Below are 14,732 nucleotides of genomic sequence, written 5' to 3'. Positions count from 1 at the left end.
CCCTGGCCCCTTTGCCGCAGTATGGCCGATGGTCATTCCGAACGCCACGATGAGAACACTTGCTGTGGTCAAGCCACGGCTCAGGACGCGCACGTCTTGTCCCCTCTCTTCGAGAGCACCTCCGTGGTCTGCCAGACCCCGGTGCTGCTCTTCTTGAGCTGCGTGCTGTACTTGACGTACGGGCTCTCTTCGGACGGTGCCTTGTCCACTGTTCCGGTCTTGCGATTCTTGTTGAAGGCCTTGCTCTCGTCGGCGCAGTAGACAACAGCGGCTGTGTCGGTGTCCGCGACCTTGACATTCGGCTTGAAGTAGCGGGTAACGCCAGTCCAAGTGAGGTCTTCGTCCAGCCAGGCCAGGACCCACTTCTGCGCGCTCACGAGCGCATTGCCCTGGCGGTAATACGCGAGGGTCTTCGAGTTCTTGTCGCCGCGGAGGATTGCATCGTCCACCGCGTTCACCGTCTGCGCTACGTCGGACAGCACCGCATCCTTGGCCGGATGACCCGTTTTCCATCCCTCGAATTTGTTCTCCACGCCTTCAGGGAACGTGATCTTGGGCCTATCGGCGGGACCGGATGCGCTGGCGCTCGGTGCAGCCGACGTCGCAGTCTCGCCCGTATCGGCACCTGCAATGTTGTCGTTGCTCTTCGAGCTGTCGTCCCCGCTGCCGCAGGCTGTCAACAGCAGTGCTGCCGTCGCGGCCAGCGCGGCAGCAACGGGCAAAGGGCGGCGCTTCACAGTGGACTCTCCCCGTGAGATAGATGTGAGTTCAGGGGACAGACGCTATCGGCGGGGTTCTCGCTTTCGCCAGAGCGAACTTGGCCGATTGCCGTGGCATTTAGGGCGTATGAGGGTGTAGTGGAGCGGGTTGTGTCCTGATCGTGCCTCAACGGTGAACGCCCCGGACGCTTGGTCGTGCAGCGTCCGGGGCGTTCGGTATGGCTGGGTGTTTTGCTATCGCGTCGCCCCGCATCGAGGGCAGGCGCATGGCGGGTATGTGGAGGTGTACGGCACGGGCTCGTGGGGGCCGCCGGCCAGGATCTCGACCTTGCCGTGGTCCTCGGTCACGGTGCCCTTCGCGTTGACCTTGCAGACGTGGAGGGTCATGCGTGAGCGGGGGTGGGTGGATTCCAGGAGTTCGACCGCCTCCTGCAGGGGCGGGGAGTGGGTGACGCACTCCTGGCAGGCGTAGATGGTGAGGCCGGGGCCTGTTCGGGTGGGGGATTTGCCGAGCGGGATCCGGATCGGGATCGGTTCGTTCGTGGAGCGCTCGCAGCGGGTGCACATGCGCACCGACGGGCGCGTCATCGGGTGGCCGCCGGGACTCGTACGCCGTGGATGTGCTTCGGTCCTAGGTCGATGCCGTAGGTGGCCAGGCGGGCGGCTCGGCGGCGTTCGCGTTGGCGGCGGTATTCCGTGGGGTCCAGGACGTAGGGGCGTACGACGTGGCATGCGTTGCCGGCGAGTCGTTCGGTGAAGCGGGGAGGCGGCGGTGGGGTGCCGGTGACGCGCAGAGGTGGCACCGCGCCGAGGCGGTGTCGACCTCGGGGGCGTGGGGTGCACAGGCTCAGCATCCACGCGAGGGCGTGCCTGTACGAGTAGCTCCCTGATCATGAACTTCCAGCCTGATGCAGAAATTGATCATGAGGGCCCCGTGACCCCGCACCGTCAGCTCGCCGAGATCCTGCGAGCGCGGATCAAGCGGGGGGACTGGCAGCCCAATCGGCCGATCGCCAGCGAGTCGCAACTGGTTCAGCAGTACGGTCTGGCCCGTACGACGGTGCGCCGGGCGATCGCAGTGCTCGTGGAGGAAGGGCTGGTCTTCACCGTTCCGCAGCGGGGGACCTACGTGTCACCGCCGACCGTAGAGCACGAGTCGCAGGCCTAGGTTCCGCCCGGATTTGCTGTTACGGCCATCCAACCGGCACCCCGTAACTACACTCCCGCCCCATGCGCACCCCCCACCACGCCCAGCACCCGAAGCCGAGAAGAGGCGGCGTCTTCCGACGTGGCCGTGAAGGAGGGCCCGGGGGCGGTGACACCCCCTGACCTCCACCACGTCCCCCCACACCCCGCCGCGCCGCAGCAAAGGCCGGCACAAACAGTCCCGCGACCCCCGAGCCCACTGGCTGCTCCTCGCCCTCACGCTCCCCGTCGTCTTCGCCTTTCTGATCTTCGAGGGGTGGACCCAGCACGAGGTCGACGCGGCGAAGACGCGGTCGCCCTGTGCCTCGCCCGTGCCCGATGCCGTGGCGAAGGGCGGGCCCGTGATCGGGATCAACCGGGACGGGATACGGACCGGGGGGATGCCAGAGCGGACCGTCGCGCTGACCTTCGACGGTGGGCCGGACCCCGTATGGACCCCGAGGCTGCTGGATCTTCTCCGCAGGAACAACGCGCGGGCCACCTTCTTCGTGCACGGGGCTCAGGCCGCCCGGCATCCCGAGCTGGTGCGGCGGATCCGGGCCGAGGGGCATGAGATCGGGTCCAACACGTACACCGGGGCCGTGTTGGGGGAGTCGTCCGGGCCCCGTTTCGAGGCCGAGTTGGAGCTGACGCAGAGCGCGCTGGCCGGGACCACCGGGCAGCGGACCAATCTGCTGCGGATGCCTCGGACGACCACCCCCGACACACTCTGCGGCCGCGAGTGGGACGCGGCGCGGCGGGCCACCGGGTACGGGTACGTGCTCGTCGCCGCCGACAAGGGCGCGCGGAAGCCGGCGCAGGGGATCGTCCGGCAGTTGAGCCAGACGGAGAGCGCGTATGCCGAGGCGCGCAGGCTGCTGAAGGACCGGGGCGTCGAACGGTTCACCACCGTGTCCGACGGGCTCGGGCTGGTGCCGTACAAGTCGGCTTCCCTCGTCGAGCGGTGGTCGGGGGAGGGGCTCGTCTGGGTCACGCGGATCGGGCAGGTCTTCTCCACGGCCATGATCTGGATCCTCGGCATCGCCGGCGGGCTCGGTGTGCTGAGGCTGTTGCTGCTGGCCCTGTTCGCGCGGGCGCATGTGCGCCGGCTGGAGCGGTTCCGGACCGGGGCGCCCTGGATGGGGGACGCTTCGGGGCCGGTGACCGTGCTCGTGCCGGCGTACAACGAGGAGGCCGGGATCGGGTCGACCCTGCGGTCGCTGCTCGACTCCCGTCATCGGGAGCTGCAGGTCGTCGTCATCGACGACGGGTCGAGCGACCGGACCGCCGATATCGCCGAGAACATGGGGGACGCGCGGGTGGAGGTGGTGCGGCAGCCCAACTCCGGGAAGGCCGCCGCCCTCAACACCGGGCTCGCGTACGCCCGGCACGACATCGTCGTGATGGTCGACGCCGACACCGTCTTCGAGCCCGACGCCATCGAGCGGATCGTCCAGCCGCTCGCGCACCCGGCCGTGGGCGCCGTCAGCGGCAACACCAAGGTCGGCAACCGGCGCACCCTGCTGGGCAGATGGCAGCACCTCGAGTACGTCTTCGGCTTCAACCTCGACCGGCGCATGTTCGAGGTGCTGGAGTGCATGCCGACCGTGCCGGGCGCCATCGGGGCGTTCCGCCGGGACGCGGTGATCGGCGTCGGCGGGGTCAGCGAGGACACCCTCGCCGAGGACACCGACCTGACGATGGCCCTGTGGCGGGCCGGCTGGCGGGTGCTGTACGAGGAGTCCGCCGTCGCCTGGACCGAAGTGCCCACCAGCGTCAGGCAGTTGTGGCGGCAGCGGTACCGGTGGTGCTACGGCACGCTCCAGGCCATGTGGAAGCACCGCGGCGCGCTCCTCGGCCGGGGGACCGCCGGGCGGTTCGGGCGGCGCGGGCTGACCTACCTCGCGCTCTTCCAGGTCGCGCTGCCGCTGCTCGCGCCCGTCATCGACGTCTACGCCCTGTACGGCGTGCTGTTCCGCGACCCGGTGGAGTCGGCCGCGGTGTGGTTCGCCTTCTTCGGCGTGCAGATCGTCTGCTCCGGCTACGCGCTCAGACTCGACGGGGAGCCGGTGCGGGCGCTGTGGTCGATGCCGTTCCAGATCATCGTCTACCGGCAGTTGATGTATCTCGTCGTCATCCAGTCGCTGGTCGCGCTGCTCGTCGGGAGCCGGCTGCGGTGGCAGCGGATGCAGCGCTCCGGCACGGCCGCTGAACAGATCGGTGGGCCGGTTCCGTATAAGAGCGTGCCTATGCGTTGAACCGACAGCATCCCCCCACAGCATCGCCGAGGTGAGACAGCGGAATGGGCCGATGAGCGACTGGACCGACCCCGCGGCGGACCAGCGGGCGGGACGGGACCCGAGGAGGGTCCCGTCCGCGTCCCCGTTGGTGCCCCCGCCCTCGATCCGTACCGCCCCCTTGCCCGGCATGTCCTCGTCGGCCGCGCCCGGCCGCTACGACGGCAACGTCGAGGAGCCGGGACGAAGAGGCGGCGACAAGAACGCCCGCAGCAGAAACCCCGGCACCAGAAGCACCGGCAGCAGAAACCCCCGGCGCCGGGCCGGAAAGAGCCGCCGCTTCGTGCGTACCGCCGCCGTCCTGTCCACCGTCCTGGCCCTCGCCGGCGCCGGCACCTACGTCTGGGCCGACACCCGGCTCAACCAGGACGTCGACCTCGGCACGCTCAGCAGCCGGGTGCCGCCCGGCGAGGGAACCAACTACCTGGTCGTCGGCTCCGACAGCCGCGACGGACTGTCGGAGAAGGACAAGAAAGACCTCAACACCGGCTCGACCGACGGCCGCCGTACCGACTCGGTGATCCTGCTGCACACCGGGGCGAACGGCACCACGATGCTCAGCCTGCCGCGCGACTCCTGGGTGACCCTCCCGCCCTACGTCGATCCCGACACCGGCCGGAGCTACCGGGCCACGCCCGACAAACTGAACGCGGCGTTCTCGCTGGGCGGCCCCGACCTGCTCGTGCAGACCGTGGAACGCAACACCGGCGTGCACATCGACCACTACGCGGAGATCGGCTTCGCCGGTTTCGTGGGGGTGGTGGACGCGGTCGGCGGCGTCGACATGTGCCTGGACAAGGCCGTACGGGACAAGGACTCCGGCGCCGATCTGCAGGCCGGGTGCCAGACCCTCGACGGCTCCGAGGCGCTGGCCTTCGTACGGCAGCGCAAGCAGGAGGCCCAGGGGGATCTGGGCCGTACCCGCAACCAGCAGAAGTTCCTCGCCGCCCTGGCCGACAAGGCGGCCACCCCGTCCACCCTCGCCGACCCGTCCAAGTCCTTCCCGACCCTGGACGCCGGCCTCGAGACACTCATCGTGGACGAGGGCACCGAACTGCCCGACCTCATGAAGCTGTTCGAGGCCATGAAGAAGGCCACGGCCGGCGGCGGGAACCAGCTCAACGTGCCCGTGGCCGACCCGGACCTGCGGACCTCCAAGGGCAGCGCGGTGAAGTGGGACGACCGGCGGGCCCGCGCCCTGTTCGCGGCGATACGGGAGGACCGCCCGCCCGGCCCATGAGACAGGGCGGCTAGAGGAACGGCGTGCCCGGCTCCAGCCCCGCCAGCACCCTGCCGTACAGCTCCAGGTTGGTCGCCGGATGGACGAAGGCGTGCAGGTTCAGCGCCCGCAGATCGCGTACGGACCGCTGGATCGGCACCTCCTCGTGGAGGGAGGAGGCGCCCGAGGCCGAGCCGAGCAGGTCGGCGGCCTCCAGGCAGAGCCGCGCCACATAGCCGCTGCGCGCCCGGACCCCGGCCCGCTCCTCGGTCGTGTACGGCTCCCCGCTCGCCGCCCGCTCCCCGAGCAGCGTGACGATCTCGTCGGTCAGATGCTCGGCGCAGGAGATCTTCAACGCCGCCTCGGCCGTCTGCAGATGCGTGACGGGAGCCTCGTTCTGCCGCTCGTAGAAGGTGTACGTGATGCCCCGCCGGTGGATCCGCTCGCGGAACTCGGCGAGGGTCGAGCGGGCGAGGCCGAGGGCGTTCGGCGTCGCCCAGACGCAGAACATCAGCAGCACCGGCACCCGGTAGAACGGGTCCTCCGCGTTGGCCTTCGACGCGAACTCACCGCCGAGCAGCGGGGCGACCGGCAGTACGCGATGTGCCGGTACGACGACATCGCGCGCCACGACACTGTTGCTGCCGCTGCCCGCCAGCCCCGACACCCGCCAGTCGTCGAGGATCTCCAGGTCGGCCACGGGCATGGCCGTCCACACCGTCTCGGGCCGCCCCTCGATCCGGGCGGTCAGCAGATGCCAGTCGGCGTCCCGGCAGCCGGTGGCGAAGGGCGAGGTCCCGTTGACCACATAGCCGCCGTCGCCCGTCGGGACGGCTGTCGCGCTCGGGATCAGGCTGCCGCCGACGCGCACGTCGGGGCTGGTGAAGATCTCGTCCTGCGCCTCGTCGGGGAAGAGCGCGGCGACGTACGCGCATCCGGCCTGGATCAGCGTCATGAAACCGGCCGAACCGCACGCCGCCGACAGCTCCGCCAGCGCGTCGACCTGGGTGCGCAGACCGCTCTGATAACCGCCGTACCGCCGGGGCACGTTCATCCGCTGGATCCCGGTCCCGGTCAGCGCCTCCACGACCTCCCGCGTCACCCGCCGCTCCCGCTCGGTCCGCAGGGCGTGCCCGCGGACGAGAGGGGCGAGTTCGCGGACGCGCTCGACCAGGCCGGTGTCGGTGGGAGGTACAGGCAGAACGGTGTCTCGCGTGCCCGAAGTCATGGCTGCACCGTGACCTCCCCCGGGCCCGGTGTCAACGGGCCCTGATCCTCCTGGAGTTGATCCCGGCCAGCGGCGCCTTCAGCGAGCCGTACCCCGTCGCGGCCCATACGCTCCGCTCGGCCGGCAGCTCGAAGTAGGGGACCGTACGGCCGTCCTCGTCCGTGTCGGTGAGCACCTCCGGGGCGCGGCGGTTCCGCAGGGCGTCCGCGCACTCCTGGCACACCGCCACGTCCAGCCGGTCCCGGCGGCCGAGCGGACGCCAGCCGGTGCGCAGGGCGGCGCGGCCGTGCAGGGGGTGGAAGAAGCAGCGGGGGAGGGCCGTGTCGGCGGTGCCGGTCAGGGCGTCCTCGCCCTCTTGGACGAGGGCCAGAACACCCGCCAGGTCCGGCAGGCCCCGGGCCTCGTCGAGGACCCTGCCGGCGGCGGCGTAGGCGTCGAGGGCGTGCTGGAGGCCCGGCGTGGTGGTGAGGTCGGCGGACTGGGTGGCCTCGCCGAGCGCCAGGACCTCCGCCTCCGCCCGGCGCCGCAGCTCCGCCTCGTCGGCCGCGCGGGCCGTCGCGAACACCAGCTGCGGCACGGCCGGGGCCGCCCGGCGGGGACGGATCCCGCCCCGGGCCGCGAGGGCCGCCGCCAGGGCCAGGACGGGTACGCCGAAGAGCAGCCACCAGGCGGAGCCGCCCGAGTACGACGCGGCCGAGGTCGCCGCCGAGTCGTCCGGGTCGCCCTGGCCGTCGGGCGTCGCGGAGGGCGCCGCCGCGTCGTCCAGGTCCTTGATCGCCTCCTCGTACCGCTCCGTGCCCTTGCCCTCCGCCACCAGTTCCACGGCCTTGTCGGTCAGGTCGGCGAGTCCCGCGTCCCGCGTCTCGTCCAGGAATCCGGCGGCGCTCACGGCGTCCCGGGTCTGGTGGGTGTCGGCGGGCCACTCGTAGCCGTTCAGGGAGTCCGCGAAGTCGCCGTCCGTCGTGATGAGGAGGAGCTCGCGCTGATCCGGGAGCCGGTCGCGCACCGTCCCCGCCAGGATGTCGGAGTTGCCGTCGAAGGCGTCGCCCTTGGTGAGGGGCCTGAGCACGACCTTGATCGGCAGGCCCGTGCGCCGGATCTGCCGCTCCAACTGCTGCTGCCGGGACGGCGGTACGGCATCGGCGTAGGCCTCGTCGACGTAGACGGGAGAGGTGCGCAACGCGCTGGCGATGCGCTGCCCGGCGCTCGGCCCGGCGCTGTCCGCGGACCAGGCGGGACTCGCGGTGGTGGTCAGCGCCGCCAGCAGCAGCGCCGTGAGGACGGTGGTCACGCGCTTGACGTCAGTGGACACCTGCGGTCTCCCTCACCTTGTCGATCAGCCGGGCGATTCCGTGGGGTACGGCGGCCAGCGGGCCGTCGTTCGCGTCGTCACAGTCGTAATAGGGGACACGGCTGTTGCCGAGGGAGGGGTCGGGCAGCCTCAGCAGCCTGCCCGGGATACCGCTCGGTTCGGCGATGGCCGTGTCGCGGCAGGGCTCGCAGACGGGGAGCAGCCGTCTGGCGACGCCCTCCGTGGCGACCCGGACGTGGTGACGGCTGACGGCGGGGCCGTGCAGGGGGTTGACCCCGCAGCACAGGCCGTCCGAGTCGCCTGTCAGCACCGCCCGGCCCGCCCGCGCGAGCACGATGACGGCGACCAGGGTCGCGGGATCCGTGCCCGACGCCCGCGCGCGGTCGGGGTCGCCGTCGACCAGGAGCATCGCCGCGTCGAGGTGGTCCCAGGCGAGGGTGCGGTCGTCCGGATCGGTGAACTCACCGATGAGGGTGATGAGTTCGGTGTACGCGGTGCGCCGGAGGTAGGAGGCAGAGGGCTCGGTCGGCGCCGTGAAGGGCAGACGGTCGGTGGGCTCGGGAGCGGGATCGCGGCGCCGCAGCAGACGGCCGCCGGTCCACATCACGCCCGCCAGGGCGGCGGACAGCACGAGGGCCGCGAAGGCGCCCACGAACAGGCCGGGCAGGAAGTCGGTGGCGAACAGGGGCGGAAGGGTGTGCTCGTCGGCCTTCGGGGCGGCGGCCGGCGCGGACTCGAAGTCCGGGCGGTCCGTGCGCGGGGCCTTGTCGAGGAAGGTCATGAGCTTGTCGAGGCGCTCGCCGAGGAGATGGTCGTCGGCCTCGTCCGCCCTGCTGTCGCCGAACGTGACCGCGTCCGGCAGATCGAAGGACAGGCGGTCGGCGTCGATACGCAGGCCGTAGTTGTATACGTCGATCGTGCCGTCGTCCGGGGCGGCCACCACGTACAGCCCGTCCTGGCGCGCCTTGGCGTGCACGGCGGCGGCGAACAGCCACGAGTCGCCGGCCGACTCACTCTCCGGCGTCTGCGGCACGAGCAGGACGTACACCGGGCCGCGGCCGTCGGAACGCCGGAAGTCCCGGATCCGGTCGTGCAGCCGGTCCAGTCGGCGGGAGTCGAGGACCCTCGGGCTCTCCGGGTCGGCGTAGACGGGGTCCTTCTTCAGGCCCGCCGCGACCCGGTCGACCCGGGCGGACAGGTCGGCGGGGGTGGGCGGCTCCGCCGCGCTCGACCTGGTCTGGTCGAAGACGACGGGGGCGGCGAGGGCGAGGGCGGCGGCGGTGAGCACGGCCGCGCCGGGGACGACCCAGCGGGGGACACGCCGTCCGGCCCCGGAGCGACGGCGGCGGCGACGCGCGAAGCCGGCCACCAGGAGGATCGTCAGGGGCACGCCGGTGAGCAGGATGCCCGTGACGAACGACTGGTTCTGGCGGTCGGACGGGCCGATGTACAGGTCGGCGGGCTCTTCGTCCCGGTACGTCTCACGCGCCGCCTCGGCCCGGGCGGTGGCCTTCTTCCCGCCCTGGGCGATGACGTCGACGAACCTCTCGAAGCTGAGCAACGGACCGGCGTCATAGGGCAGTTCATACCTCGTGACGGTCAAGGCGGCGTCGGCCGGTGCGCGCACGCCGTAGGCCGTGGCCTCCGTGATCCCGCTCTCGTCGATCAGGACGAACAACCCGTCCCGCCCGAGCCGGTCGTGCACCGCGCCGAGCAACTGCCGTGCCTGCGTACTGCTCTGTGACGGCAGGACCAGGACGTACGTCGGGACGCCGGTCTTCTTCGCGAGCCTCGCGAAGCCGGGGGCGGTGGAGCGGGGGATCTCGCGCGGGAGTTGGTCGGTGACGTGTACGGGGTTCTCGCGGAGGCGGTCGGCGAGGTGGGCGGCTTGGGTGACGGGTGCCGGGGCGTCGGCCTCTGCCGCCCGGGCCGGGGTGGCGGTTGCGAAGACGGCCGCTACGGCGCAGAGCGCGAGCAGCACCCGGAGGAGACGTGGCCGGTCACTGTTCCACACCGGCATATGTGCTGTGTATGCCCTGCTTGTTGCGACTGCTCTCACCGGTGTGCCCCCCGCGTTCCGATCGCTGTCCGGGCGGCACTCTACCGGGGGGCTTCGCGAGTGCTACAGGTTGCCGGGGTCCCGGGCGGGGCGGTCAGGGGTGGTGAACACCGGCCGGTGGAAGGATGGATGGTGTTCAACGGGGCTCGGCACGGAAGGGGGTGAGGGCGGGCATGTGGCGCGAGTCGCTCGGAGACGTGGTGACAGGGCCCTGGCGCCCTCCCGCGTCCTACGCCGCCCTCCATGCCGTCGAGACGTCTCTGGGCCGGCCCCTGCCAACCGCCCTCCGCTCCCTCCTCCTGGAGACCGACGGAATGGAGGGCCCGTACGGCGAGGACATCGTCTGGCCCGCCGGCCGCATCCTGGACGACAACCTCGCCTTCCGCACCCGACCCGAATTCCGCTCCCTCTACCGCCCCTTCGACCCGTTGCTCTTCTTCGGCGACAACGGCGGAGGAGACCAGTTCGCCTTCGTCCAGGACCTCGGCGACGGCAGCGTCCACGTCTGGGACCACGAGACGGATGAACGCGGCCTCGTGGCGCCCGACCTGGGCAGCTATCTGCGCGGGGCGCTGGGAAGCGACGGAGAGGACTGGTACCGGTAGCGGTACCCGGCCCTTCAGCCCAGCTTCGCGTTCTGGGCCTTCACCACCGTCGCCGGGAGCTTCGCGTCGCCCGGCCTGTCCTGGACGATGGCCATGCCGTCGACGGAGAAGTAGACGGCGAGGACGTCACCCTTGCGGACGGCCTGGGCGTGCATGGTGTGGGTGATGCCCTTGACAGTCATCGTGGAGCGGAAGGCCAGTGACTCGTCACCACCCTCGGCCACCGGCTTCTCGCTGGTGGCGGAGTCGTACGTGGCCGTGTTCTTCGCCTTCGCCGTGAAGCCACCGCCGCACGAGTCGACGCCCTTGTCCAGCCCCGCGAAGGCGGACTCGGCCTTGCCGGGCGCGTACGTCGTGAGCGTGACGTACGTGAACTGGCTGCTCCCCAGGACGGAGTGGGTCAGGTCGCCGTGGGACTCGCCGAGGGGCAGCTGGTTCAGCACGTAGACCAGCGGTGCGCAGGCCGGCTTGTCGACCGTGACGTCGTCCGGGGACTGGGCGAAGGCGTACTCGTCGTCCTCCTTGGAGGAGGGCTTCACGGAGAACCCCGGCACGTCCTTCTTCGTGACCATGAGCTTCGCCAGCCGCTCGGCCGGAGTCACCTGCTTCGCCCGGGACGCGGTGGGCCTCGGCTCACCGGTCGCCGAATCCGAGTCGGCGTCCCCGCCGCACGCCGTGAGCGCGGCGAGGGAGATCAGGGACAGGGTGGAGGCGGCGAGCGCGGCCCGCTTCATGGAGGACTCCTCGTTGGGGGGGGGCAGACCGAAGATCATGGCACGGGGAAATCCCGGCTCACGTGTGTGAATCGTGTGGACCTCATGACCGGCGCGTGGCGAAAGGGCCGGTTGAGGTGCAGCCGTCGCTCCCGGGCGGATTCGCTGCCGCACAGGGAGCCGCACGGTGAACGGCCTGTCGGTGTGCCGCCATCAACGGGTTTGTCCAGGCCCGAAGTTGCAGATGGATAACGGTGCGTGCCGTGAGGTTCAGGACGTAGGACGCGTCTTGAGGGGCTTATGTGCGGCTGATACGGTGCCATGGCTTGACACTCACTTCGGCGCTGGCTATTCCGCCAGCTCAGGCACCGCTTCAGCGGACCGAGAAGTGCGAAGTGTCCTATTTGGTAGATAACTTCTTGGGTGTACGGGGAGCGGTTGCGTGAAGATCCAAGAGCGTACGGGGGCGGGCGCGGGCCGTTCTGCCTCTCCGGCTCAGCCGTCGGTCGGCGACCGCCTTCCCACACCACCTCGCGAGCGCAAACCGGCACTGGCCGCGCTCGCGGTGCTGCTCATCCTGGTGGGCGCGCTGGGCGCGACGATGCTCGTGCTGCAGGCGGGTGACCGGGTCGAGGTCGTGAAGGTGACGGAGGCGATCCCCGCCGGCGGGTCGGTGAGCACGAGCAACACGACGTCGGTCATGGTCGCCCAGGACGAGAGCATCCACTACGTCGAGTGGGCTCAGCTGGACCAGCTCAGGAAGCTGAAGGCCATCAACCCCATTCCCGCCGGGGCCGTCGCGGTCGGCGAGATGTTCGGCGAGAAGGCCGGAGTCGAGGCCGGCAAGTCCACCGTGGGCCTGTCCCTCAAGGCCGGCCAGTACCCGAGCGGCATCAAGCAGGGCGACACCGTCGCCGCCTACCGCGTCACCGCCGACTCCGGTTCCGGCTCCAGCGGCAACAGCGACAGCAACAGCGGTTCGTCGTCGGCGGCCGGCAACGCCGTCATCGTCGACCAGGCGCGAGTCACCTACGTACCGGACGCCAACTCCGGCTCCGACCAGATCGTCAGCAGCACCAACCTGGCGGTCACCCTGACCGTCGACAGCGACAAGGCCGCCGATCTGGCCCAGGCCGCCTCCAACAGCGAGGTCGCCCTCGTCCTCGTCTCCGGTAACTCCGGCAACTAGAAGGCGGCACCCACCCCATGGCGCTCATCGCTCTCGCCGCCGACAAGGGTTCCCCCGGCGTCACCACCGCGGCCGTCGCTCTCTCGGCGGTCTGGCCGCGCCGTGTCCTGCTCGCCGAGGCGGACCCGGCGGGCGGTGACCTCGTCTACCGCAGTGCCGCCGCGCACGGCGGGCCGCTCAACCCCAACACCGGCATGCTGTCCATCGCCGCCACCGCGCGCCGCGGACTCGCGCCGGACCAGCTCTGGGACCACGTACAGCCCCTGAGCGGCGGCCTCGAGGTGCTCGTCGGGCTCGGAATCGCCGAGCAGGCGGCCGGCCTCGCCGGACTGTGGCCGACCCTCGGCCACGCCTTCGCCTCCCTCGCCGACTCCCCGAACGCCGCCGCCGACGTCATCGCCGACTGCGGACGCGTCAGCGGGGACACCCCCGCCGTCGAACTGTTCCCGCACGCCTCGCTCGTGCTGCTCATCTCGCGCACCGAGCCCGAGGCCATCGCCCGGGTCCGCGACCGCGCCGCCGCCCTCGCCGGCAAGCTGCACGGCGGATCGCGCGGCGCCGCGAGCCTCGGCAATCCCATGATCGGCGTCGTCCTGATCGCCGACACCGGCACGGCGGCGAAGCTCGCCTCGCAGGTCAACGACATGCTCGTGCACGCCCAGACCGGCGCCCGCGTGGTCGGCACCATCGCCGACGACCCGGCCGGCGCCGACCAGCTGGCGGGCCGCAGGCGCGGCCGGCTCGACAAGTCGCTGCTGATCCGCTCGGCCCGCAAGGTCGCGGCCGACATCTACCAGCAGTACGGCGCCGCCTGGGCCGCCTCCGCCCAGGCGAACCAGGCCCACCAGGCCCAGCACCACCACCCGGGCCAGATGCAGGGCCACGCGGGGGCCGGCGCATGACCGCTGTCGACCACCAGTTGGTCAAGCGGTTCCGCCAGGACGCCGGCGACCGTATCGCCGAGCAGCGCCGACAGGACCAGGTCAACAACGTCACTCCGATGTCCACGGAGGACGAGCGGCAGTACGCGCGTGCCGTCATAGCCCAGATACTGGAGGAGTACGCCCGCGCCGAGATCAACGCGGGCCGTACGCCGCTGGACGCCGAGACCGAGGAGCAGTACGCGGCCGCCGTGCACGCCGCGCTGTTCGGCGTCGGCCGGCTCCAGCCGCTGCTGGACAACCCCGACGTCGAGAACATCGACATCAACGGCTACGACCAGGTCTTCGTCGGATACGCCGACGGCCGCGAGGTGACGGCCGACCCCGTCGCCGAGACCGACGAGGAGCTCATCGAGCTCATCCAGGTGCTCGGCGCGTACTCGGGTCTGTCCTCCCGCCCCTTCGACTCGGCCAACCCGCAGCTCGACCTCCGGCTGCCCGACGGTTCGCGACTGTCGGCCGTCATGGACGTCACCCGGCGCCCCGCCCTGTCCATCCGCCGTGCGCGCATGGGCAAGGTGTTCATCTCCGACCTCGTCGGCAACGGCACGGTGACGCCCGAGGTCGCCCACTTCATGGCCTGTGCGGTCCGCGCCCGCAAGAACATCATGATCGCGGGCGCCACGAACGCCGGCAAGACCACGCTCCTGAGGGCCCTCGCCAACGAGATCCCCCCGAACGAGCGCCTCATCACCGTCGAACGGGCCCTGGAACTCGGCCTCGACACCTTCGCCGACCTGCACCCCAACGTCGTCGCCTTCGAGGAACGCCTGCCCAACTCCGAGGGCCAGGGCATGATCTCGATGGCGGAGCTGGTGCGACGCTCGCTGCGTATGAACCCCTCGCGCGTCATCGTCGGTGAGGTCCTCGGCGACGAGATCGTCACCATGCTCAACGCGATGTCGCAGGGCAACGACGGCTCCCTGTCCACGATCCACGCCAACAGCTCCCACGAGGTCTTCAACCGTATCTCCACCTACGCGTTGCAGGCCTCCGAGCGGCTGCCCATCGAGGCCAGCCAGATGCTGATCGCGGGCGCGGTGAACTTCGTCGTCTTCATCCAGCGGCGCAACAACTACGGCAACGGCGGCCGCCTCCAGCGCATGGTCACCTCCGTCCGCGAGGTCAACGGCGTCGACGGACGCGTCCTGTCCAGCGAGGTCTTCGCGGAGGCTCCCGACGGCCGGGTCGTGCCGCACGCCCCCATCGCCTGCCTGGAGGAACTGATGGCACACGGCTACCGGCCGACCGGGACCTGGGGGTGA

At 70.8% G+C, this 14,732-nt stretch carries 14 protein-coding genes; 7 read left to right on the top strand and 7 right to left on the bottom strand.

The window, feature by feature from the left end:
• Positions 1-80 precede the first annotated feature (80 nt).
• The 3 genes from NNW99_RS15075 to NNW99_RS15065 form a co-directional block, all read right to left on the bottom strand.
• A complete protein-coding gene (locus NNW99_RS15075) occupies positions 81-737 on the bottom strand; it encodes a hypothetical protein (protein WP_215119641.1) in 657 nt (218 codons plus the stop codon).
• Between the two features lie 216 nt (positions 738-953).
• Positions 954-1,307, bottom strand: coding sequence for a hypothetical protein (locus NNW99_RS15070; RefSeq protein WP_215119640.1), 354 nt, complete (start codon positions 1,305-1,307; stop codon positions 954-956).
• Entirely contained in the window at positions 1,304-1,522 is a 219-nt protein-coding gene (locus tag NNW99_RS15065; RefSeq protein ID WP_215124624.1) for a hypothetical protein, read from the bottom strand. The genes NNW99_RS15070 and NNW99_RS15065 overlap by 4 nt, the downstream gene beginning before the upstream one ends.
• Before the next feature lie 89 nt (positions 1,523-1,611).
• Here NNW99_RS15065 and NNW99_RS15060 point away from each other — a divergent pair, with 89 nt between their 5' ends.
• From NNW99_RS15060 to NNW99_RS15050, 3 genes are all read left to right on the top strand, one after another.
• Positions 1,612-1,887: a GntR family transcriptional regulator gene (locus NNW99_RS15060; protein ID WP_215119639.1), complete on the top strand. Its 276-nt coding sequence runs from the start codon at positions 1,612-1,614 to the stop codon at positions 1,885-1,887.
• A 349-nt stretch (positions 1,888-2,236) separates the two neighbouring features.
• A complete protein-coding gene (locus NNW99_RS15055) occupies positions 2,237-4,162 on the top strand; it encodes a glycosyltransferase (RefSeq protein ID WP_215119638.1) in 1,926 nt (641 codons plus the stop codon).
• Positions 4,163-4,214: 52 nt separating this feature from the next.
• Entirely contained in the window at positions 4,215-5,441 is a 1,227-nt protein-coding gene (locus tag NNW99_RS15050; protein ID WP_215119636.1) for an LCP family protein, read from the top strand.
• 10 nt (positions 5,442-5,451) lie between these two features.
• Here NNW99_RS15050 and NNW99_RS15045 read toward each other — a convergent pair whose 3' ends face one another.
• Genes NNW99_RS15045 through NNW99_RS15035 form a run of 3 tightly spaced genes read right to left on the bottom strand, consistent with a single transcriptional unit; the run spans position 5,452 to position 9,980 of the window.
• Complete coding sequence (locus NNW99_RS15045; protein ID WP_215119635.1) at positions 5,452-6,648, bottom strand: acyl-CoA dehydrogenase family protein; 1,197 nt, start codon at positions 6,646-6,648, stop codon at positions 5,452-5,454.
• Positions 6,649-6,679: 31 nt separating this feature from the next.
• Positions 6,680-7,960, bottom strand: coding sequence for an NYN domain-containing protein (locus NNW99_RS15040; protein ID WP_215119631.1), 1,281 nt, complete (start codon positions 7,958-7,960; stop codon positions 6,680-6,682).
• Positions 7,950-9,980 (bottom strand): hypothetical protein, encoded by a 2,031-nt coding sequence (locus NNW99_RS15035; protein ID WP_215119629.1) that lies wholly within the window; start codon positions 9,978-9,980, stop codon positions 7,950-7,952. Before NNW99_RS15035 ends, NNW99_RS15040 begins: the two co-directional genes overlap by 11 nt.
• A gap of 212 nt (positions 9,981-10,192) precedes the next feature.
• On the opposite strand from NNW99_RS15035, the gene NNW99_RS15030 reads away from it, so the two are divergent.
• Entirely contained in the window at positions 10,193-10,624 is a 432-nt protein-coding gene (locus NNW99_RS15030; protein WP_215119627.1) for an SMI1/KNR4 family protein, read from the top strand.
• Positions 10,625-10,638: 14 nt separating this feature from the next.
• Here NNW99_RS15030 and NNW99_RS15025 read toward each other — a convergent pair whose 3' ends face one another.
• Positions 10,639-11,358: a hypothetical protein gene (locus NNW99_RS15025; RefSeq protein ID WP_215119625.1), complete on the bottom strand. Its 720-nt coding sequence runs from the start codon at positions 11,356-11,358 to the stop codon at positions 10,639-10,641.
• A gap of 421 nt (positions 11,359-11,779) precedes the next feature.
• Here NNW99_RS15025 and NNW99_RS15020 point away from each other — a divergent pair, with 421 nt between their 5' ends.
• Genes NNW99_RS15020 through NNW99_RS15010 form a run of 3 tightly spaced genes read left to right on the top strand, consistent with a single transcriptional unit; the run spans position 11,780 to position 14,732 of the window.
• Entirely contained in the window at positions 11,780-12,526 is a 747-nt protein-coding gene (locus NNW99_RS15020; protein WP_215119624.1) for a hypothetical protein, read from the top strand.
• A gap of 17 nt (positions 12,527-12,543) precedes the next feature.
• Complete coding sequence (locus tag NNW99_RS15015; RefSeq protein ID WP_215119622.1) at positions 12,544-13,428, top strand: hypothetical protein; 885 nt, start codon at positions 12,544-12,546, stop codon at positions 13,426-13,428.
• Positions 13,425-14,732 carry a CpaF family protein gene (locus tag NNW99_RS15010; RefSeq protein ID WP_215119620.1) on the top strand — a complete coding sequence of 436 codons (1,308 nt, stop codon included), beginning with the start codon at positions 13,425-13,427 and terminating at the stop codon, positions 14,730-14,732. The genes NNW99_RS15015 and NNW99_RS15010 overlap by 4 nt, the downstream gene beginning before the upstream one ends.

Source organism: Streptomyces sp. CRCS-T-1 (assembly GCF_024442335.1).
GTDB classification, from domain to species: Bacteria; Actinomycetota; Actinomycetes; order Streptomycetales; family Streptomycetaceae; genus Streptomyces; species Streptomyces koelreuteriae.
The sequence above is the reverse complement of the archived record's forward strand: the minus strand, read 5'-3'. Positions and strand labels throughout refer to the sequence as shown.

Coding starts and splice junctions, on each gene's coding strand:
- NNW99_RS15070 (WP_215119640.1), bottom strand. CDS start 1,307: ATGACGCGCCCGTCGGTGCGCATGTGCACCCGCTGCGAGCGCTCCACG.
- NNW99_RS15060 (WP_215119639.1), top strand. CDS start 1,612: ATGAACTTCCAGCCTGATGCAGAAATTGATCATGAGGGCCCCGTGACC.
- NNW99_RS15050 (WP_215119636.1), top strand. CDS start 4,215: ATGAGCGACTGGACCGACCCCGCGGCGGACCAGCGGGCGGGACGGGAC.
- NNW99_RS15045 (WP_215119635.1), bottom strand. CDS start 6,648: ATGACTTCGGGCACGCGAGACACCGTTCTGCCTGTACCTCCCACCGAC.
- NNW99_RS15035 (WP_215119629.1), bottom strand. CDS start 9,980: ATGCCGGTGTGGAACAGTGACCGGCCACGTCTCCTCCGGGTGCTGCTC.
- NNW99_RS15030 (WP_215119627.1), top strand. CDS start 10,193: ATGTGGCGCGAGTCGCTCGGAGACGTGGTGACAGGGCCCTGGCGCCCT.
- NNW99_RS15025 (WP_215119625.1), bottom strand. CDS start 11,358: ATGAAGCGGGCCGCGCTCGCCGCCTCCACCCTGTCCCTGATCTCCCTC.
- NNW99_RS15015 (WP_215119622.1), top strand. CDS start 12,544: ATGGCGCTCATCGCTCTCGCCGCCGACAAGGGTTCCCCCGGCGTCACC.
- NNW99_RS15010 (WP_215119620.1), top strand. CDS start 13,425: ATGACCGCTGTCGACCACCAGTTGGTCAAGCGGTTCCGCCAGGACGCC.